This window comes from Pseudarthrobacter sp. MOO14 (genome assembly GCF_058267675.1).
On the sequence record NZ_CM177849.1, the window covers coordinates 879,483 to 899,323 of the forward strand.

Here is a 19,841-nt window from a genome sequence, read left to right on the forward strand (position 1 = left end):
GATCAGCCTTTGCGCTTCTTGATCTCGGCTGCGGCCTGGGGCAGGACATCGAAGACGTCCCCGATGATGCCGAAGTCGGCGATCTCGAAGACCGGCGATTCGGCATCCTTGTTCACGGCGACGATGACCTTGGACGTCTGCATGCCGGCTTTTTGCTGGATGGCACCGGAGATGCCTGCCGAGATATACAGCTGCGGGGAAACGGTCTTGCCGGTCTGCCCCACCTGTGCGTCGTGGCTGATCCATCCGGCGTCGGTGGCTGCGCGGGAAGCTCCTACGGCGGCACCAAGGGCATCGGCCAGCTCCTCGACGGGACCGAAGTCGCCGTCCATGCCGCGGCCGCCGGCAACGACGATCCGGGCGTCGGTGAGGTCCGGGCGGCCGCTGGCCACCTTCTGCTCGCGGGCAGTGATGCGGGCAGCGTTGGCGACGGCGGGCACCTCCACGGTTGCCGTTTCGGGCGTGGTGGGTGCGGGTGCGGGTTCCGGAACCACGTTGTTGGCCTTGAGCGTGAGCACGGAAACGGCCGTCGTGGCCTTGCAGGAGGTGTTGTACGAGCCGGCCAGGACCGACTTGTGCGCGGTACCGTCCGGGTCCACGGCGACGACGTCGGTGATGACGCCGGCGTTGAGCCGGATGCCCAGCCGCGCCGCGATCTCTTTGCCTTCCGGAGAGTTGTCCAGCAGCACGATCCCGGCTCCGGCTGCCTCTGCCGCTGCGGCCAGGTAGGCTGCCTTGGGCGCTACGAGGAAGTCACCCAGGTCCTCGGCCGACGGGTGCAGGACGGTGCCCACACCGTATTCCGCCAAGGTGGCGGCGACGTCGTCGGAAAGGTCTCCGTTGACCGCGACGGCGCTCTCCCCCAGGGAACGAGCCAGGGTCAGCAGCTCCAGGCTGCTCTTCTTGAGCGAAGCTCCGGGGTTGTCGATGAATACCAGTACTTTTGCCATGTCGTTGTCCCCTTAGAGCAGCTTCTGGGCGGCCAGGAAATCAACCAGCTTGATGCCGGCGTCGCCCTCGTCGGTGATGATGGTGCCGGCAGTCCTCGGCGGCCGCTGCTCGGCGCTGGTGACGGTGGTCCACGACCCTGCAAAGCCAACCTGGGCAGGGTCCACGCCGATGTCTGCGAGGGAGAGCGTGGTGATGCTCTTGCGCTTGGCCGCGATGATGCCCTTGAAGTTGGGGTACCGGGGTTCGTTGATCTGGTCCGTGACGGACACGACCGCGGGCAGTGCTGCTTCCACGGTCTCCGATGACGTGTCGGCGTCGCGCCGGGCAGTGAGCCGGCCGCCGTCGACCTCCAGCGAGGATGCGAAGGTCACCTGCGGCAGCCCGAGCCGCTCCGCCAGCTGGGCCGGGACCAGCGAGGTCTCACCATCGGTGGACGCCATCCCGGTCAGGACCAGGTCCACGCCGCCCAGGTGCCGGACCGCCGCCGCGAGTGCCAGCGAGGTGGCAGCCGCGTCCGAGCCGGCGAGCGCGTCGTCCGTGAGGTGGACACCTTCGGTGGCGCCCATCTGCAGCGATTTCTTTACGGCGTTGACGGCCCCGGCAGGGCCCATGCTCAGGGCAATGACCTGGTTGCCGGCTTTGCTTCCGCCTCGGGCCTCGGCAAGCTGCAGGGCAGCTTCCAGGGCGTATTCGTCGAGCTCGGACAGGATGCTCTCGTCGCGGTCCGCGGTGTTGCCCTCGCCACCCAGGTGTCGGTCGAACTGGGCGTCCGGTACATGTTTGACCAGGACTACGATCTTCAATGTCTCTTCCACTGTGTTTACAGCAGCCTTCCATGCTTGTGGACAGCCAGCCGGGTGGGTCATGGCCGCGGAATGCCCGGCAGGCGGGTAGCTCCTAGCTAACCATATCGGCGCGTCCGGGCGCCCTCTTCCGTTAACGCCTGTGTCAGGTTTTCCGTTGCGCCGGACATGCCGACGGCGGCGCCCCCTGGGTGGGGACGCCGCCGTCGTGATGGCTTGGGCGTGTCAGCTGGCTGCCGCGCCGAGCGTGACGTCGAACGTCTGCTCCTTGCCGCCGCGCTGGACCGTGATCTTGACCGTGGAACCTGCCGGCTGCTCGCGGACCGCCGCGGTCAGCTGGTTCGGTTCACCGATGCTGAGGTCGTTGAACTTGGTGATGACGTCGCCGACCTTGATCCCGGCCTTCCCTGCCGGCGAACTGGCGTCAACCGTGGCTACGTCGGCGCCTACCGAGAATTCCGAGGACGCACCGGAGGTACTCTTCGCCTTGACGCTGACACCGAGCTGGCCATGGGAGGCCTTGCCGTTGTCGATGATCTCCTGCGCCACGCGCTTGGCGTTGTTGATCGGGATGCTGAACCCGACGCCGATGTTGCCGCTCTGGGACGTCGAGGTGCCGGAGCCTGCGGACGCGATGGCCACATTCACGCCGATGATCTCACCCTTGCTGTTGACGAGGGCGCCGCCGGAGTTGCCGGGATTGATCGCCGCATCGGTCTGGATGACGTTGATGGCGATGGATCCCTGGCTCGAGCTTTGCTGGCTTTGTCCGCCGCCCGGAGGCGCAAACTGGAAGCCCTGGTCACCGCCCTGGCTGTTGTCACCGCCCTGCGGGGCTGCCGACGATGCCACGCTGATGGTCCGGTTCAGCGTGGACACGATGCCATCCGTCACCGTCCCGGTCAGCCCAAGCGGTGAACCGATGGCGATGGCGGTGTCACCCACGTTGAGTTTGGAGGAATCCCCCAGGGTTGCAGGAGTGAGGCTTGAGGTGTCGTCCACCTTGATCACCGCGAGGTCGGACAAGGGGTCCGTGCCTACGAGCTTCGCGGGAAGGACCTTGCCGTCGCTGGTGCGGATTTCAAGGGTGGCGTTGGCCGTCTGGCCGTCCAGCGTGACCACGTGGGTGTTGGTGAGAATGTGTCCCTGGTCGTCAAGGACGATGCCCGAACCGGTGCCACCGGAGCTGCCGCTGGTGGCACTGATGGTAACGACACTGGGGGAAGCCTTCACCGCGGCGGCTGTAATGGCGTTGACGTCATCCTTGTTATTCACGATGACCGTTCCCGGCTGGTTGCTGCCACCCACCGCCGAGGTGCCGGAGCCGGCGTTTCCAAACAGTTCACCTGCGCCCACCGTTGCCACGCCGCCGCCCACAAGCCCAGCGGCGAGGATGCTGGCGATGAGGGTGCCGATGCCGAAGGTCGCCTTCCGGCGCGGAGCATCCTTGGGATTGGGCGCCAGGCCGACACTTGAATGCTGCATACCGGGCCCCGCGCCCTGGCCTGGCTGGCCGTTCTGCTGCTGGCCGTAGTAGCCGGACTGGCCGTAGAAAGGCTGGCGCTGCGGGTAAACGGGCCTGGGAGCGCCGGGGAGCTCCTGGGTGTGGTCCTGGCGTGCTGCCTGCGGCTGGTCCAGCCGTTCCGTGGGGTCGTGCTGCTGGTCAGCGGCACCGTACTGTCCCTGCTCGTGGCCGGCATTGCCCCCGCCCCCGGACTGAGTGTCCGCCGGGCCGGCTCCGGGCTGCTGCGGGTCCTGCTGCTGCCAGGGGTTCCGGCTGCCCGCGCTGCCCTCCGGGACCGGTCCTGGCGTGTGATTCTCAGTCATGGGACTTCCTTTCATCCTTGTCTGCCATTAACTATGACCCGTCCCGCTGGAACAAGCTCGGATGTTTGCTGAAAGCTTCCTGAACGTCGTGGCGTTCCCATAGAACCCCGCAATGTGTTTCGCTGGCGGCATATTCGGCCGCATGGACTGGCTGTGGGGTGCACCATAGAATCAAGATGAATTGCCACAGCGACCTGCGGCTTCACACCAAGCGTGGGGGCGCTGCTGGATTCGACGACTGATTCGTCCCGAGTCGGTGTCAGGCGTGCTGAAGGGTTGCACATGCGGTCAAAGTTCAAACGTTTCCTCGCCGTGATCGGCCTTGCCGGGCTGCTCACGATTCCCGCCGGCGCGGCCTGGGCCGAAGACCCGGTGACCATTCCCTCCGGAACGAACATTGTTGATAATGCCAACGTCCTGGGCAGCCGGAAGGGCGAAGTCCAGGACGCCATCCAGAAGCTACTGAAAGACCACAAGTACAACCTGTACGTGGTCACGGTGAAGACCTTCACCAACCCGACCGATCCGGCCCAGTGGACCCAGAAAGTAGCTGAGCTGAGGACCATGGGCAGGGCTGACGCCGTCCTGGCAATTGCTGTTGATGACGGCAAGTTCAACTTCGTCACGAATTCGAGCAGCCCCATCCGGTCCAAGCAGGCCAACATCAGCCAAAACGCAGTCACCGCCAACCTGGCCGGGGGCAAGAAGGACTATGCGCAGGCTGCCATCGACACCGCCTCAGCAATCGGCGACGCCGCCAATGGCGGAAGCGGCAGTGTGTCTTCCGGTGACGGTGCGGGCGCCGCGGTTCTGGTTGGAGCCGGCGTCGTCGTGGCAGGCGGCGGCGCCTACCTGTACTACCGCAACCGCCGGAAGAAGGCCGCAGCCCAGGCCTCCACGGGCAGCTACGGCCCCCAAGGTGCCGAGCTGGACCCATTGGCTTCGCTGAGCGTGGACGAACTCCGCCGCAAGAGTGGCTCCCTCCTGATCGAAGCTGATGACGCCATCAAGTCCAGCGAACAGGAACTCGGCTTCGCCCAGGCGCAGTACGGCGACTCCGCCGTGGGGAACTTCACCAAAGCGCTGGAGGAAGCCAAAGCCCACATGGGCGAGTCCTTCAAATTGCAGCAGCAGCTTGATGACCACATTCCGGACACCGAAGAACAGCAACGCACCTGGCTGGGCGAGATTATCCGCCGGTCCGAGGCCGCCCTGGCCTCCCTGCAGGAGCAGAAAGCGGACTTCGACTCACTGCGTGAACTGGAAAAGAACGCGCCCCAGGCCCTCGCGGCCGTCAATGCCGGAGCCCGGGAAGCGGACGCCAAGATTTCCACGGCCGAGCAGTCGCTTGCCGAAATGCGGTCCAAGTACGCGGACAGCGCGCTGACACAGGTTTCTGACAACATCGTCCAAGCCAAGGAGCGGCTGGCCTTCGTGCAGAACGCCTCGGCAACCGCGCAGCAGAAACTGGACGGGGGCGAGCAAAGCCTCGCCGCCGTGGCAGTCCGCGCAGCCGAGGAGAGCCTGCACCAAACCAACGTCCTGCTGGACGCCATCTCCAAGCTGTCCGGGAGCCTCGATGAAGCCCGGAACAGCGTCGAAACGGCGGTGGTGGACACGGCGCAGGACCTGGCGCAGGCAAAGGCCATGATCCAGTCCGGAACCCACGCCGAGCTGGCGGGCCCCGTGGCTGCGGTGGAAGCGGCCCTTGCCCAGGTAAAGAGCGAAATCCAGGGCGGGAAGATCGATCCTGTCGCCACCCTGCAACGTGTCGAAAGCGCGCACCAGACCCTGGACCAGGCCTTGACCGGCATCCGGGACCAGCAGGAGCAGGCGCGGCGCGCCCAGGCATCCCTGCAGCAAACCATCATGTCCGCGCAAGCCCAAATCAGCGCAACCTCCGACTACATCACAGCGCGGCGCGGCGGCGTTGGCACCGAGGCGCGGACCCGACTGGCCGAATCCCAGCGCAACCTCGACTACGCCCTCTCCATCGCACGGACAGATCCGGTCACGGCCCTGACCTATGCACAGCAGGCCCACGCCCTGGCGGCGCAGGCAGCACAACTGGCCCAGGCAGACGTTGACCACTTTGACGGCTACGCCAACCAGGGCTTCGGCCGTGGCGGCATGTTCGGCGGCGGCGGTGGCGGCGGCCTGGGCGGTGCCATCCTTGGTGGCATCCTGATCAACTCCATCCTGAACGGCGGCCACGGCGGCTGGGGCGGCGGTGGCGGCGGTGGCGGCTGGGGCGGAGACTCCGGCGGAGGTGGCGGCTGGGGCGGAGACTCCGGCGGCTTCGGCGGCGGAGACTTCGGCGGCGGCGACTCCGGCAGCTTCTAGACCCTCCGCCGGCCCAGACCGGAGCAATCCGGCCGGCGGACAACAGCAGTACACCACTGTGCACCGGTTCCAGTGGGTCAACACAGAGCAGGACGAAAGGCAAACACCATGGTTAAGCAGTCCATTTTCGGCCGGATCGCACAGCTGGCAAAGGCGAATATCAACTCTTTGCTGGACAACGCCGAAGATCCGCAGAAGATGCTGGACCAGATGGTCCGCGACTACACGAACAACATCGCAGAGGCCGAATCCGCCGTGGCCCAGACCATCGGCAACCTCCGGATGCTCGAGGACGACTACAACGAGGACATCAAGAACGCCCAGGACTGGGGCAACAAAGCCCTCGCCGCCTCCCGCAAGGCTGACGAATTCCGCGCCGCCGGCGATGTGGCCGACGCCGAGAAGTTCGACAACCTGGCCAAGGTTGCCCTGCAGCGCCAGATGGCGGCCGAGAGTGAAGCCAAGGGCGCTGAGCCGAGCATCGCCTCCCAGCGCGAAATCGTGGACAAGCTCAAGGTGGGCTTGGACCAGATGAAGAACAAGCTCAACCAGCTGACCAGCAAGCGCAACGAACTCGTCGCCAGGTCCAAGACCGCCGCTGCCCAGTCGCAGGTGCACGACGCCATTAAGAGCATCGACATCATGGACCCCACCAGCGAAGTCGGCCGCTTCGAAGAGAAGATCCGCCGCGAGGAGGCCAAGGTCCGCGGACAGGAGGAACTTGCCGCGTCCAGCCTCGATGCACAGTTCAACCAGCTGGAAGACCTGGGAGAGCAGACGGAGATCGAAGCCAGGCTGGCAGCGCTGAAGGCCGGGGGCAAGCCTGCCCTCGGCGCAGGGAGCCAGGCGTCAACGTCCGGATCCACGGTGGACGAAGCCGACTTCGACAAGCTCTGACCTGCGGGATATCCGCTGCATGGAACAAGACAATGGCCGGGACCGGTGTCCCGGCCATTGTCTTGCCTCCAGTGTGTAGCGTGGTGGTATGGCATCCACTGAACAAACGTCCCTGGTATGGCTGCGCGACGACCTGCGCCTGGACGACAACCCGGCGCTGGACGCCGCGGCCCGCCTGGGCGGTCCCATGACGGTGGTCTATATCCTCGACGAGGAGTCCGAAGGAATACGCCCGCTGGGTGGTGCTGCCCGCTGGTGGCTGCACCATTCCCTGGTGGCGCTGGCAGCGGACCTGGAAGGCAAAGGTTCCCGGCTGGTACTGCGCCGCGGTGCCGCGGCGGGCATCATCCAGGACCTGGCTACCCGGACCAAGGCGACGCATCTTTTGTGGAACCGGCGGTACGGCCAGCCCGAGCGGACCATTGATGCCGGGCTCAAGGACTGGGCCGGAAGCAACGGCATCGAAGCCGCCAGCTTCCAGGCCAACCTCCTCTTCGAGCCTTGGACCATTACCACGGGCGCGGGCGGCCCGTACAAGGTCTACTCCCCCTTCTGGCGGGCCTGCCTGGCCGCGGCGGACATCCGCGACCCCCTGGAGGCACCTGGGACCTTGCCGGGGCCTGCTCCGTCCGGCCGCGGACTGCCCGCCTCAGACACGCTCAGCAGCTGGGCCCTCCTGCCCACTTCCCCCGACTGGAGCGGCGGCCTGGCCGAGGCCTGGGAGCCGGGCGAAAAGGGCGCAGCACACCGCCTGGAGGAGTTCCTGGACGGCCCCATCGAGGAGTACGGCACGGGCAGGAACCTTCCCGGCACCGATGGCACCAGCAGGCTGTCACCATACCTGCGGTTCGGCGAGATCAGCCCGTTCCGCGTGTGGCGCGAGATCCGCCGCCGCCACCCCCGCAAAATCCCTGCCGACGTCGGAACATTCCGCTCGGAACTGGGCTGGCGCGAGTTCAACTGGCATCTGCTGTACCACAATCCGGACCTGGCCACCCAAAACTTCCGGCCGGCGTTCGACAAGTTTCAGTGGGGGTCGCCAGGCAAACGGGAACTTGCGGCGTGGAAGCACGGAAACACGGGCTATCCCCTGGTGGACGCCGGCATGCGGCAGCTCTGGCAGACGGGCTGGATGCACAACCGCGTCCGGATGGCGGCCGCATCCTTCCTGGTCAAGAACCTCCTGACAGATTGGCGGATCGGCGAGGAATGGTTCTGGGACACCCTGGTGGACGCGGACGCCGCGAACAACCCGGCCAACTGGCAGTGGGTGGCGGGTTCCGGCGCCGATGCCTCACCGTACTACCGGATCTTTAATCCCGTCACGCAGAGCAAGAAATTCGACGCCAACGGAAGGTACCTGCGCGAGTTCATCCCCGAACTTTCGGAGCTGGACGGCAAAGCCATCCATGAACCCTGGAAGTCAGGGGTCCAGGGCTACCCGGAACCGCTCGTGGACTTGCCGGAATCGCGGGAGCGGGCGCTGAACACTTACCAGCAGCTCAAGGACTTTGAGGCTAGCGGCTGACCTTGCCCATAAGGGACGCGATGGGGCGCAGGAAGATCGGACGCGCCAGGAACCAGGCGGCCGCCATGACCGCGACCGAGGCAAGGAAGACCCAGAAGCCGAACCAGCCGTCGTCGTCGCTGACACCGTACATGTGGTTCAGGTTCCGCAGCGCGCCCGTGGTGAGCACCAGGAAGACGTGGACCACGATGAAGGCGACGAAGTAGATCATCACAGGGAAGTGGACGGCACGCGCCCATTCAATCGGGTAGGCCTTGTTGAGCCTGGCTGCCTTCTTTGGCCACGCGGAGGACATCCGCAGGCCGGTGATGAATGCCAGCGGCGCCGCAATGAAAACAGTGACGAAGTAGGCCAGGAGCTGCAGCGCGTTGTAGTTGATCCAGCCATCCTCCGTGGGCCAGTCCAGCGACGCGTATTGCAGCGCGGCAGAGAGGGCATTGGGAACGACATCCCAGCTCGTGGGGACAATGCGCATCCACTGGCCGGTGGCAAACAGCAGGACAGCGAAGACCAGCCCGTTCAGGATCCACAAGGCATCAAGGGTCAGGTGGAACCAGAGCTCCAGGCTGATCTTGGTGGGCGCATTCCTGGTACGGATCAAGCCCTTGTTGTTGCGGGTCCAATGCCCGCTGGGACGGGTGGTGGTCCGCACCTGCCATCCGGTGCGGATGATCAGGAGCAGGAAGAAACCGTTCAGGAAATGCTGCCAGGCGAGCCACGCCGGGAACCCAACAGGGGCGGAGGCCGGCAGTTCAGATTGGCCCGGGTAATCGGCCACGAACGATGCAACGGCCGGCAGTCCCATCAGCAGCCTGGCGGCCAGCACTGCCAGGACCAGTGCCACGAGGACGGCGGGAACCGCCCAATAGAGCCGGGACCGCTTACCCGTCGCGGCGCCGGGCTTCTTCGTGGGTGTGGCCATCGAACAACATACCTCTCAAGAATGGCGTATGGCTGCCCACGGATCGTGGGGTCCTCGAAAGAGAATACTAGGAACTATGCGCATCCAGGCAAAAAGAAGGCCCCGCCGGCGTAACTGCCGGCGGGACCTTCATAAGTTGCGGGGACAGGATTTGAACCTGTGACCTCTGGGTTATGAGCCCAGCGAGCTACCGAACTGCTCCACCCCGCGTCGCTTGATCAACACTACCCTACTTTTGCGGCGGTCCCGACCACCCTGAGCACCACCGGGGCACGCCTCCCGAAAGGCTCTGCGCTGTCGCGCGGGCAAAGCAAAAGGCCCGAACATTGTTCCCAATGTTCGGGCCTTCTTCCCGTTGCGGGGACAGGATTTGAACCTGTGACCTCTGGGTTATGAGCCCAGCGAGCTACCGAACTGCTCCACCCCGCGTCGCAAGAACTACTTTACCGGGAGGTGAACCGGAGGCCAAATCGGCGGGGCGTGACGTCCGTTACGCCGGCCCGGCACCCGCGCCCGTGAAGGCTGGGATGCCGGGCCGCCGTCGTCGGACTAGCGGCTCGCTGACGGGGACGCCGTCGCCGAAGGTGAACCGGAGGCGGCCGGTGCCGGCGTCGCCTCCGGAGCCGTGACCGGAATCTTGGCTTCGGCCTCCATGGCCTTCTGCAGTGCGGCCGCGACCTTCTTCTGGGCCTCGCCGTAGGCGGCGAAGTCGCCCGCCGCAAGGGCTGTCTGGCCGGCCTGGATGGCCGAGTTGGCGTCATCCAAAGCCGCCTTCAGCTGGGCCTTGGCGTCGGCTGCCGCAGGCGTCGAAGGCGCTGCCGGCCCGGCGGGCGTTTGCCCGTTATTGGCCGAGTCTCCGGCTGCTGCCCCCGAATCGCCTCCGAAGAGCTGCTTCAGGGCTGCGTCCAGGGTGGGCGCGAAGCCCACCTTGTCACCGAATGCCACCAGCACCCGCTGCAGGGTCGGGTAGGAGGTCTCGCCCGTCGACTTGAGGTAGACGGGCTGGACATAGAGGATGCCGCCGCCCACGGGCAGGGTGAGCAGGTTGCCGTTCAGCACATCCGATGCGCCCTGCCGCAACAGGTTAAGGGCCTGCGATACGGTGGGGTCCGAGTTGAACTTATTCTGCGCCTGCCCGGGACCGGGGACCTGGGTCTCCGGCGGAATCTGCAGCAGCCGCAGCTTGCCGTAGCCGTCAGCCTTCACCCCCGCCTGGTTGCCGGCGTCCGAGTCGGCGGCCAGAAAGCCATACAGGACGTTCCGTGCGTTTCCGTTGACAATTTGCGGAATGAACGACGACGTCAGCTGGAACGCCGGCTTCTGCTGGTCGGGCATCTGCAAGGACATGTAGAACGGCGGCTGCTTGACGTCCGTGTCCACAGTGGGATCAGCCGGAGTGCTCCACACGTCGTTGTTCTTGTAGAAGCTGATGGGATCCGTCACGTGGTACTGCCCCAGGAGCTCCCGCTGGACCTTGAAGAGATCCTCCGGGTAGCGCACGTGGCTCATGAGCGCACCGGACATCTCGGAGTACGGCTTCAGCGAGGACGGGAAGACCTTCTGCCAGGCCTTGAGGACGGGGTCGGTATCGTCCCAGGCGTACAGGGTGACCGAGCCGTCGTAGGCGTCCACCGTGGCCTTGACCGAGTTCCGGATGTAGTTCACCGTGCTGTTGGGCAGCGCCACGGCGCGGCCGGAACTGGTCTGGGAATCAGCCGTCGCATCGGAGAGCTGCTTCTGCTGCGAGTAGGGGTAGTACTGGCTGGTGGTGTAGGCATCCACGATCCACTTGACCCGGCCGTCCACCAGGGCGGGGTAGGATCCGCCGTCCACCGTCAGGTACGGGGCCACCTTCTGGACGCGTTCGCGGGGGTTCCGGTCGTACAGGATTTGCGATTCGGAGTTCACCCCGTCCGAGAGCAGCAGGTCCGAGGACTGAAATTTGATGGCGTACAGGATCTTGTTGAAGAAAGAGCCGACGTTCGGGCCGCCGTTGCCCTTGAAGGTGTACTGGGTTTCGCCTTCGCCTTCCTTGCCGGACGGGCGGTCCTGTTCGCGCGGGGTGGCGCCGTCCGGAGCTCCCACGATCGAGTATTCCGGCGAGGACTCGCCGAAGTAGATCCGCGGCTCGTAGGTGGAATCACTGCCGAGGACGCCGGTGGAAGGGATGCCGGACTGCAGGAACTCAGGTTTGCCGTCCACCGTGAACTTGTTGCCCTTGGCGGCCACGACGCCATAGCCGTGCGTGTACACCACGTGCTGGTTGAGCCAGCCCTGCTGGTTGGTCTGCACGTTGGTGGGGTTCAGCTCGCGCACCGCGATCACGGTGTCCTGGATCTTGCCGTCCACCTCGTAGCGGTCCACGTTCAGGGCCTTGGGGAACTGGTAGTACGGGCGGTACTGTTCCAGCTGCGCGAAGGCGTCCGAGATCAGGTTGGGGTCCAGGAGCCGGATATTGGCCGTGGTCTGCGCATCAGGTGCCAGCGCACCGGTGCTGGCCGTGTTCGTGGCGTCGTAGCGGGTTTCCTGGATGCCGTCCAGGCCGTACGCCCTGCGGGTGTTGTCGATATTGCGCTGGATGTACTGGCTTTCCAGCGTCTGTTCGGACGGACGCACCTGGAACTGCTGGATCACCCACGGGTAGACGCCGCCGGCCAGGATGGACGTAATAATCAGCATTGCCGTGCCGATCACCGGCAGTCGCCAGCGGCCGATGACGGCAGCGACGATGAACAGGACTGCCACCAGGGCGGCCGCGACGGCGAGGATGGCCTTGGTGGGGATGACGGCGTTGACATCGGTGTACAGGGCACCGGCCCAGCGGCCGCCGTTGTTCTGCACGGACGAGAAGCGGTCCAGCCAGAAGTTGACTCCCAGGAGCACCAGGAAGGCCGCACCCGTGACCGCTATATGGATTTGTGCTGCGCGGCTAGTGAAGACGCCGCGCTCCATGAGCCGGATGCTGCCGTACAGGTAGTGGGTGAGGATCCCCGCGATGCCGGCAATGACCACCACGCTGATGAGGAACCCGGTCACGAACCCCAGGAAGGGCAGGGTCATCAGGTAGAAGCTGATGTCCATGTTGAACTGCGGGTCGTTTTGCCCGAAGCCCACCTGGTTGAAGAAGAGCAGCACCTTCTGCCACTGGCTCGCCGCGGCGCTGCCCGCAAACAGGCCGAACAGGATGGGAAGCCCCACCATGACAATCCGGCGGACCGGCTCAAGCTGGGCCTGGTACCTGTTGAGGTTGTCCCGCACCTCCGAATCCGGCGCGTAGACCGGCCGGGCGTTATAGGCGATCCGGATCGCGAAGAACACAGCCGCGAACATGAGGGCGAAGCCGGCCACGAACGTGGCAATCTTGGCCAGGTTCTCCGTGATGAAGACCTCGATGAAGCCCAGCTGCCGGTACCAGAGGACGTCGGTCCAAACGTTGGCGAAGAAAATGAAGCCCACAACCACCAGGGCGACAACGATCAGGGTGGGCGTCAAGGCGCCGCGACGTGAAGGGGGTCTGCCTGTGGGCATGGTGCTGGCGGGACGGGACAAACTGGGTACCTCATAGCTGGTCGTCAGAATATTCGAAGCATGCGAGCGACGCACCCTACCGGCCAAAAACGGCTGGTTTGGTCCGTCATCTGTGCCACGAGTGGCGGTGGAGCTTAGTTCCTGTCGGTTCTAGATGCGCCCAGTCTAGTTGTTTGCGCAGGTCGGCAGGCCGGACGTGTCCTGTCCGCTGCCTGCGGCTTCCACCGCGTGCCGGGCCTGGGACAAGTTTTCCACCCGGACCACCTGGAGTCCGTCCGGAACATGGCCGGCCACCTCGTCGCAGTTTCCGGCCGGCGCCAGGAAGAGCGTGGCGCCGGATGCGCGGGCACCGCGCATCTTCTGTGCGATCCCTCCGATCGGGCCCACCGTGCCGTCCGGGGCGATGGTGCCCGTGCCCGCGATGTGCTTGCCGCCCGTGAGGTCACCCGGCGTCACGGTATCGATAATGCCCAGCGAAAACATGAGTCCTGCGCTCGGTCCGCCCACCTTGTCCAGGGAAATCTGGACTTGGAAGGGGAACTTGAACAGGTACTTGAGCATGACGCCAAGAATGTAGCGGCCTTGGCCGTTGTCCTTGGGCGTGATGTCCAAGGTAACGGGCTGGCCTCCGCGCTCCACCGTTACCGTGGCCGGTGCACCCTTGCCTGCCGCCAGCTCATCCTGGATGACGGACAGGGACGTGATGTCCTTGCCGTTGATGGTCTTCAGGACGTCGCCTTGCTGGATCTTCCCGGCGGAAGCGGAATCCTTTGACAGGTCCGCGGCCTGGAGCTGCTGGCTGAAAGGAATCTTGAGGTCATTCAGAGCCGACGCGACGGCGTTTTCCTGCGACGTGGTCATGGCCACGGCGCTTTGCTCCTGGGCCTCTTCCTTGGTGGTACCCGTGGGGTAGATCAATTCTTCCGGGTACACGGCTTTGGAACTGTCCAGCCACGCGGAGAAAGCGCTGAGGATGCTGACGGAGCCGGTGGGCCCGCCGTCAACGTAGACCGTGGTCAGGTCCAGGCTTCCGGCCGCAGGATAGGTTTCATGGCCGCTGACACTGATGACCGGATGCCCTTGGCTCTCCCCCAGCGTGTTGTAGGTGGGCCCGGGGGACTCGATGACATACGGCACCGGCAGGGTCCCAACAGCAATGCCCAGCCCCAGCGCCGCCAGCCCGGCAACCATCATGGTGGACAGGCGCCTGCCCGGCCGCCCGCCGTCGTCCGCAACCATGCCCCCTGCTGAGCCGCTGCCGTCCTCGCCGTCAAGGGGGCCGTTGCCTCCCGTTGGTTCCGGACCGGAGAAGGGGCGAAGCTCGGGAACGTGGTCCTCGGAGGAATGGCCGCCACGGGTTGTAGTCACCCCACCAACAGTACGCGGTGAAGATGTCCCGGGGCGCTTTGCCTAGAGCGAACGACGGCGGCGGGCGGCAGACAGCCACGCCCCACCGGGGTACCGTGAAGACTGATCAACAGTCACACCATCGATCGGCGGGACCATGACCTCCAACCCACTCAATCCGTCCAACGGCGACGACAATCCCAAGGATCCGTTGACCGAGATGCTGCAGAACCTGATGGGCGGCAAGGGGATGGAAAACTTCGACCCCGCCGAGCTCGCCAAGGCTGCCGGCCTGCCTGACGACCCCAACCTGCTGGCCCAGATGTTCTCCCAGGTGCAGGCGATGATGAGTGCGCCGTCCGAAGGACCCGTCAACTGGACTCTGGCGCACGACAACGCCCGGCGCGTCGCCGCCGGCAGTTCAGATCCCTCCGTCACCGCGCAGCAGTCCCGGGACGTCGACGAAGCACTCCGCCTGGCCGAACTGTGGTTGGACCCGGTAACGGACCTGCCCGCCACCGGGCTGATCGGCAAAGCCTGGTCCCGTGCCGAGTGGGTGGAAGCAACCCTTGGCACCTGGAAGCGGCTGACCGAACCGGTGGCCAACAGCATCGCCAACGCCCTGTCCTCGGCCATGACGGAGCAGATGCCCGAGGAGATGAAGTCCATGATGGGCGGTGCCTCCTCGATGCTGCAGAACATGGGCGGGGCCATCTTCGGCATGCAGCTGGGCCAGGCCATCGGGGCCCTGTCCAAGGATGTTGTCAGCTCCACCGACATTGGCGTCCCGCTCGCCGACCTTGAAATGGCGCTCCTGCCTGCCAACGTCGCGGCATTCGGCGAAGGCCTGTCGCTGCCCGAGAACGACATCCGGCTGTTCCTTGCCGTGCGGGAGGCCGCACACGCGCGCCTGTTCGTGCAGGTGCCGTGGTTGCGTGGCCACCTGCTGGGCGCCATCGAGGCCTACGCCCGTGGCATCCATATCGACACCTCCCGCATCGAGGAGCTCGCCCGGGACATCGACCCGAGCAACCCGGAAGGCATCCAGGAGGCCCTCTCCCAGGGCGTGTTCATGCCGCAGCGGACCCCCGCCCAGGAGCAGGCACTGGAGAAGCTCGAGACAGCGTTGGCCCTGGTGGAGGGCTGGGTGGACGAACTCACCGCCGCCGCCACCGAGAACCTGCTGCCCTCCGCCGGCGCCCTCCGGGAAACGGTGCGGCGCCGCAGGGCCACCGGCGGTCCGGCCGAACACGCATTTGCCTCCCTGGTGGGGCTGGAGCTGCGGCCCCGGCGCCTGCGCGACGCCGCGACGCTGTGGGCAACGCTGAAAGATGAGCGCGGCATCGAAGGCCGCGACGCCATCTGGCACCACCCCGACCTGCTGCCCACCGCGGAAGACCTCGATGACCCGAAGGGTTTCAGCTCCCGCCGGAAGCTCGCCGAAGCGAGCGACAGCGAGGTCGACGACGCCCTGCAGAAGTTGCTTAGCGGCGGTTTTGACGAGGCGCCCGCCGCTGACGGTGACACCGCCGCCGGCACGGACACAAATGACGGCGGCCAGGACACGGACGACGACGGTCCGGACCAGCCGAAGAGCTGAGGTTGGTTGGCGCGGCCGGGGGTTTCCCGGCCGCGCCGGTCCGTTAAACCGGGGTGATGGGCCAGTGCGCTGAGTCCGCCTGCGCGCGGTTGGCGCCGGACGTTGAGCGGTGGGTGGTCCTAGTCGGCGTCGCCCGGCCAGGGGTTCCCGGCAGTGTTGGGCACACGGTCCGGGGCGGCAGCGTCTTTGTCCAGGCCCCGTGCGGTGGCGTAGGAGACACCTTCGAGGAACGCCTTCGCGCGCCCGGTGTGGGGATAGGCCTCGAGCAACCGCCAGAACGCCGCGTTGTGCGAAGCCACCAGCAGGTGCGCCAATTCGTGCAGCAGGACGTAGTCGATCACCCATTGGGGCATTGGGCGCAGTTTGTCCGACAAGCGGATGGTCCCGTCGGCGGGGGTCGCGGAACCCCACCGCGAGTTCTGGTTGCCGACCCAGCGTACCGATGTGGGCGTTGCCCGGCCGCCAAGGTATGTTTCAGACAACTGGGCGGCATGGGCGGCCAGGGCTTCGTCGGTGGCGGGACGCCGCCGGCCGGAAGCGGCGCGCCGCTCCCCCTGCTTGTGCAGCTTTGCCAGCATCCGGTGGACCCACTCACGTTCCTGGGCCGCGGTGAACCGGGCCGGAATGGCGACCACGGCGGTGCCGTCTTCCCAGAATGCCGCGACGGTCCGGGTGCGGCGCGCCGACCGCCGCACCTCCACGGGGGATCCACCGGTGGTGGTCAGGACGGCGGACTGGCCGTGGCTGTCTGGCGGGCTGCCGCGCCTCACAGCACGCTGCTTTCGGCAAGGACCTTCAGGACGTCCTCCCCATAGCGTTCAAGCTTGGCGGGACCGATGCCGGCAAGTCCGGCAAGTTCTTCGAGGGACGCAGGCCGCGCCTCCGCTATCGCAGTGAGGGTGGCGTCGGTGAAGACGACGAACGCGGGAACGTCAGCGGACTGGGCGACGTCGCGCCGCCAGTTCCGGAGGGCGTCAAAGGTCTGTTCCTCGTAGCTGGGCGGACACGCGTTGCAGCGTCCCACCTTGCGCTCCGCCCCGGTGGACAACATGCTGCCACAAACCCGGCAGACTGCCGGAGCGGCCGCCTTGCGGCGCGGAACCGGTCCCTTGCCGCGGGCGCTGGAGCTGGCAACGGAGTCGGGCCGCAGCCCATCGAGGAAACGGGACGGCTTGCGGTTGGCCCGGCCGCCGGGAGTCCGCGCCGTGCTCCACGACAGCGAGAGGTGTTCACGGGCGCGGGTGATCCCGACGTAGAGCAACCGGCGCTCCTCATCGACCGATTCAGGCGAATCTGCGAAGGAAATGGGCATCAGGCCTTCGCTGAGCCCCACCAGGAACACGGCATCCCATTCCAATCCCTTGGCTGCGTGCAGGGAGGCGAGCGTCACGCCTTGCACGGTGGGGGCATGCTGGGCGAGGGACCGCTCCTGGAGTTCGTTGACGAAGTCGCCGAGCCCGAATTCCGGACCGCGGTTCTGCGCCAGTTCATCGGCCAGTGCCACCAGCGCCGCCAATGACTCCCACCGCTCGCGGAGGGCGCCACCACTGTGCGGGGCGGAATCCGTGTAGCCGAGGGAGGAAACAATGTCCCGGACCACTTGGCCCAGTGGTTCCGGGGAATCCGCTTCGCTGACGGCCCTGGTGGCGGCGCGAAGCTGGAGAATGGCGTCCCGCACCTCCTTGCGCGCGAAGAAGCGTTCGCCGCCCCGCAGCTGGTAGCCGATTCCCGCACCCGCCAGCGCCTGTTCGTAGGCCTCGGACTGGCCGTTGGTGCGGAAAAGGACCGCGACCTCGCTCGCCGGTGTCCCGGCGTCGAGCAGTGCCTTGATCTTCAGCGCCACGGTGGCGGCTTCGGCTTCGTCGTCCGTGCATTCGGTGAACTGGGGCACGGGGCCGGCGGGACGCTGGGCCACGAGTTGCAGGGGCGTGGCCCAGGCGGCGTCTGCGGCAGGGCCGCCGCTGCGCCGGCCCGCCAGCAGGTCGTTGGCCAGCTTCACAACCTGGGGTGTGGAACGGTAGTCCCGGATGAGCTTGACCACGTTGGCCTGCGGGTAGCGGGTCTTGAAGTCCAGCAGGTGACGGGGGGATGCTCCGGTAAAGGAGTAGATGGTCTGGCTGGCGTCGCCCACCACGCAGAGTTCGTCGCGGCCGCCAAGCCAGAGTTCGAGGAGCCGCTGCTGCAGCGGGGAAACGTCCTGGTATTCGTCCACCACGAAGTGCCGGTACTGCTCCCGGACCGTGGCCGCCACCTTCTCGTCCTCCTGCAGGATGCCCACCGTAATCAGCAGCACATCTTCGAAGTCGATCACGTTGCGGTCCGTCTTGACGTCCTCGTAGGACTGGAAAACGCGGGCCACCGCCGTGAGGTCGAATCCCCCGGGTGCACCGCGTCCCTGCGCGTGCTCCAGGTAATTGGCAGGCGTCAGCATGGACACCTTGGCCCATTCAATCTCCGAGGCGAGGTCGCGGATGGACGCGCGGTCGGTGCTCAGCCTCAGCCGCCGGGCGGCCTCGGCGAGGATCTGGGCCTTGTGATCCAGCAGGTTCGGCAGGGTGCCGCCCACCGCTTGCGGCCAAAAAAACTGCAGTTGGCGCAGCGCGGCGGCGTGGAAGGTCCTTGCCTGGACATTGCCCGCTCCCAGGTCCCGCAGGCGGCTGCGCATCTCGGCCGCGGCCCGGGCGGTGAAGGTCACCGCCAGCAGTCGCTGGGGCGTGTAGACCCCCGAATGGACGCCGTAGGCGATGCGGTGCGTGATGGCGCGGGTCTTGCCCGTGCCCGCTCCCGCCAGGACGCACAGCGGACCGTTGAGGGTGCTGGCCACTTCACGCTGTTCGGCGTCCAGCCCCCCGAGGATCCGGTCCTCCAGGGAGGCTGCGCCGTCAAAATTCTCTGTAGTCACTTCTGCTGCTTTGTTTCTCGACTACCGCGTGCTGGAGTCTGGTGGATGGAATTACTTAGGCTCCGGTCAGGTCCCGGATCCGGCCGCCGTACCAGTGCTCAATCAGTGAGCGGGCAATCGAGAGCCTGCTGGAAATGGTGATTTCGCCACTGAGCACGGCTTCCTGGAGTTCCTCGCGGCTGAACCAGCGGGCCCTGGTGACCTCGACGCCGTCGGGCGTTGCCTGGGTGTCTTCGGTAACGGCGGTAAATCCAAGCATAAGGGAGGCAGGGAACGGCCACGACTGGGAGCCCAGATACTGGCAGGCCGAAACCCGGACCCCGACTTCCTCCTGGATCTCGCGGACGACGGCCTGCTCCAGCGATTCGCCCGGCTCAACAAAGCCGGCAAGGGTGGAGTAATTAATGGCATCCACGGGACCCCCGCCACCGAGCAGCAGCCGCCCGTCCGCGCCGACGACAGTGACGATGATCGCAGGATCGGTCCGGGGATAGTGTTCCGAGTTGTCCGCTGGGCAACGGCGGACCCAGCCGCCGGCTTCCACGACTGTAGGCGTGCCGCAGCGCGGGCAGTGTGTGTGGCCGGCGTGCCAGTTGGCGATGGCGCTGGACTCCACGAACAACGCCGTGGAGGTGGCGGTCAGGCCTGCCGCGACGTCCCTGAACCCCGCCCAGGCCGCATCCGCGGGGATGCCGGCCGTACCGGGTTCGGGCGGTTCAGGCAGGACGAACAGCAACAGCTCCGTGCCCTCCGGGAGGTCCGAACCGGGCAGTGCGGAGCCAAGGTACACCACGAGGTGCGGGGTTGCCCCGGCCCTTTCAAGCTCCGCCAAAAGTTCCCTGGCGGGGGCGAGCACCATGGTGCTTTCCTGCACCAGGCCCTGCCGGCCCGACAGGACGACGGCCAGCGCATCCGGACCGGCCAGCAGGTCATCGATCATGCCGGGCCTGATGCGGGCAGCAGATCCCCGGTCCACCAGGGCCGGCCGCACCGGGAGCAGGGTGTCCGCCAGGTGGTTCGCGGGCAACCCTGCCGGCGCAGCCTGGTGAACGGGCAGGACAGACTCCGTATGGCTCATGAGTCCACCGTACTGACTGCCCCGGACATTTCACATTTCATGGTGCGGTTTGCCGGTAGGTAACGCCCCCTGAATTCAAGCAATCTCAAGACTCGCCGCCGGCAGACCTCAGTCT

General features: G+C 66.1%; 13 protein-coding genes and 2 tRNA genes. 4 read left to right on the top strand and 11 right to left on the bottom strand.

What is annotated here, in order from left to right:
- Window positions 1-2 precede the first annotated feature (2 nt).
- The 3 genes from AC4EEV_RS04035 to AC4EEV_RS04045 form a co-directional block, all read right to left on the bottom strand.
- Complete coding sequence (locus AC4EEV_RS04035; RefSeq protein ID WP_491330200.1) at window positions 3-950, bottom strand: electron transfer flavoprotein subunit alpha/FixB family protein; 948 nt, start codon at window positions 948-950, stop codon at window positions 3-5.
- A 12-nt stretch (window positions 951-962) separates the two neighbouring features.
- The gene (locus AC4EEV_RS04040; protein ID WP_018760252.1) at window positions 963-1,754 is read right to left on the bottom strand and encodes an electron transfer flavoprotein subunit beta/FixA family protein; all 792 of its coding nucleotides are present in this window, start codon (window positions 1,752-1,754) and stop codon (window positions 963-965) included.
- Window positions 1,755-1,979: 225 nt separating this feature from the next.
- Complete coding sequence (locus AC4EEV_RS04045) at window positions 1,980-3,581, bottom strand: S1C family serine protease (RefSeq protein ID WP_109863767.1); 1,602 nt, start codon at window positions 3,579-3,581, stop codon at window positions 1,980-1,982.
- A gap of 282 nt (window positions 3,582-3,863) precedes the next feature.
- On the opposite strand from AC4EEV_RS04045, the gene AC4EEV_RS04050 reads away from it, so the two are divergent.
- From AC4EEV_RS04050 to AC4EEV_RS04060, 3 genes are all read left to right on the top strand, one after another.
- Complete coding sequence (locus AC4EEV_RS04050; protein WP_491330201.1) at window positions 3,864-5,924, top strand: TPM domain-containing protein; 2,061 nt, start codon at window positions 3,864-3,866, stop codon at window positions 5,922-5,924.
- A 108-nt stretch (window positions 5,925-6,032) separates the two neighbouring features.
- A complete protein-coding gene (locus tag AC4EEV_RS04055) occupies window positions 6,033-6,821 on the top strand; it encodes a PspA/IM30 family protein (RefSeq protein WP_018760255.1) in 789 nt (262 codons plus the stop codon).
- 88 nt (window positions 6,822-6,909) lie between these two features.
- Window positions 6,910-8,349: a cryptochrome/photolyase family protein gene (locus AC4EEV_RS04060; RefSeq protein WP_491330202.1), complete on the top strand. Its 1,440-nt coding sequence runs from the start codon at window positions 6,910-6,912 to the stop codon at window positions 8,347-8,349.
- On the opposite strand, the gene AC4EEV_RS04065 is transcribed toward AC4EEV_RS04060, so the two are convergent.
- The 5 genes from AC4EEV_RS04065 to AC4EEV_RS04085 form a co-directional block, all read right to left on the bottom strand.
- Complete coding sequence (locus tag AC4EEV_RS04065; protein WP_018760257.1) at window positions 8,339-9,271, bottom strand: cytochrome b/b6 domain-containing protein; 933 nt, start codon at window positions 9,269-9,271, stop codon at window positions 8,339-8,341. The genes AC4EEV_RS04060 and AC4EEV_RS04065 overlap by 11 nt on opposite strands.
- Window positions 9,272-9,407: 136 nt before the next feature.
- Window positions 9,408-9,481, bottom strand: a tRNA-Met gene (locus tag AC4EEV_RS04070).
- A gap of 145 nt (window positions 9,482-9,626) precedes the next feature.
- A tRNA-Met gene (locus tag AC4EEV_RS04075) sits at window positions 9,627-9,700 on the bottom strand.
- A 120-nt stretch (window positions 9,701-9,820) separates the two neighbouring features.
- Window positions 9,821-12,799, bottom strand: coding sequence for a UPF0182 family membrane protein (locus AC4EEV_RS04080; RefSeq protein ID WP_491330203.1), 2,979 nt, complete (start codon window positions 12,797-12,799; stop codon window positions 9,821-9,823).
- 165 nt (window positions 12,800-12,964) lie between these two features.
- Window positions 12,965-14,167 carry a YlbL family protein gene (locus AC4EEV_RS04085; protein WP_491330204.1) on the bottom strand — a complete coding sequence of 401 codons (1,203 nt, stop codon included), beginning with the start codon at window positions 14,165-14,167 and terminating at the stop codon, window positions 12,965-12,967.
- 136 nt (window positions 14,168-14,303) lie between these two features.
- Between AC4EEV_RS04085 and AC4EEV_RS04090 the strand changes: the two genes are divergently transcribed.
- Window positions 14,304-15,746 carry a zinc-dependent metalloprotease gene (locus AC4EEV_RS04090; RefSeq protein WP_491330205.1) on the top strand — a complete coding sequence of 481 codons (1,443 nt, stop codon included), beginning with the start codon at window positions 14,304-14,306 and terminating at the stop codon, window positions 15,744-15,746.
- A gap of 119 nt (window positions 15,747-15,865) precedes the next feature.
- Here the strand turns inward: AC4EEV_RS04090 and AC4EEV_RS04095 are convergent, their stop codons facing one another.
- From AC4EEV_RS04095 to nudC, 3 genes are read right to left on the bottom strand one after another with little or no spacing between them, the layout of a single operon-like run.
- Window positions 15,866-16,516: a M48 family metallopeptidase gene (locus tag AC4EEV_RS04095; protein ID WP_491330206.1), complete on the bottom strand. Its 651-nt coding sequence runs from the start codon at window positions 16,514-16,516 to the stop codon at window positions 15,866-15,868.
- Window positions 16,513-18,648 carry an ATP-dependent helicase gene (locus AC4EEV_RS04100; protein ID WP_491330207.1) on the bottom strand — a complete coding sequence of 712 codons (2,136 nt, stop codon included), beginning with the start codon at window positions 18,646-18,648 and terminating at the stop codon, window positions 16,513-16,515. The genes AC4EEV_RS04095 and AC4EEV_RS04100 overlap by 4 nt, the downstream gene beginning before the upstream one ends.
- A gap of 55 nt (window positions 18,649-18,703) precedes the next feature.
- Window positions 18,704-19,726: an NAD(+) diphosphatase gene (nudC, locus tag AC4EEV_RS04105; protein ID WP_109863759.1), complete on the bottom strand. Its 1,023-nt coding sequence runs from the start codon at window positions 19,724-19,726 to the stop codon at window positions 18,704-18,706.
- Window positions 19,727-19,841 lie beyond the last annotated feature (115 nt).

Excerpts from the sequence above, each read along its gene's own strand:
- AC4EEV_RS04090 (WP_491330205.1), top strand. The coding sequence starts at position 14,304 with ATGACCTCCAACCCACTCAATCCGTCCAACGGCGACGACAATCCCAAG.
- AC4EEV_RS04050 (WP_491330201.1), top strand. The coding sequence starts at position 3,864 with ATGCGGTCAAAGTTCAAACGTTTCCTCGCCGTGATCGGCCTTGCCGGG.
- AC4EEV_RS04060 (WP_491330202.1), top strand. The coding sequence starts at position 6,910 with ATGGCATCCACTGAACAAACGTCCCTGGTATGGCTGCGCGACGACCTG.
- AC4EEV_RS04045 (WP_109863767.1), bottom strand. The coding sequence starts at position 3,581 with ATGACTGAGAATCACACGCCAGGACCGGTCCCGGAGGGCAGCGCGGGC.
- AC4EEV_RS04080 (WP_491330203.1), bottom strand. The coding sequence starts at position 12,799 with ATGCCCACAGGCAGACCCCCTTCACGTCGCGGCGCCTTGACGCCCACC.
- AC4EEV_RS04065 (WP_018760257.1), bottom strand. The coding sequence starts at position 9,271 with ATGGCCACACCCACGAAGAAGCCCGGCGCCGCGACGGGTAAGCGGTCC.
- AC4EEV_RS04035 (WP_491330200.1), bottom strand. The coding sequence starts at position 950 with ATGGCAAAAGTACTGGTATTCATCGACAACCCCGGAGCTTCGCTCAAG.
- AC4EEV_RS04055 (WP_018760255.1), top strand. The coding sequence starts at position 6,033 with ATGGTTAAGCAGTCCATTTTCGGCCGGATCGCACAGCTGGCAAAGGCG.
- nudC (WP_109863759.1), bottom strand. The coding sequence starts at position 19,726 with ATGAGCCATACGGAGTCTGTCCTGCCCGTTCACCAGGCTGCGCCGGCA.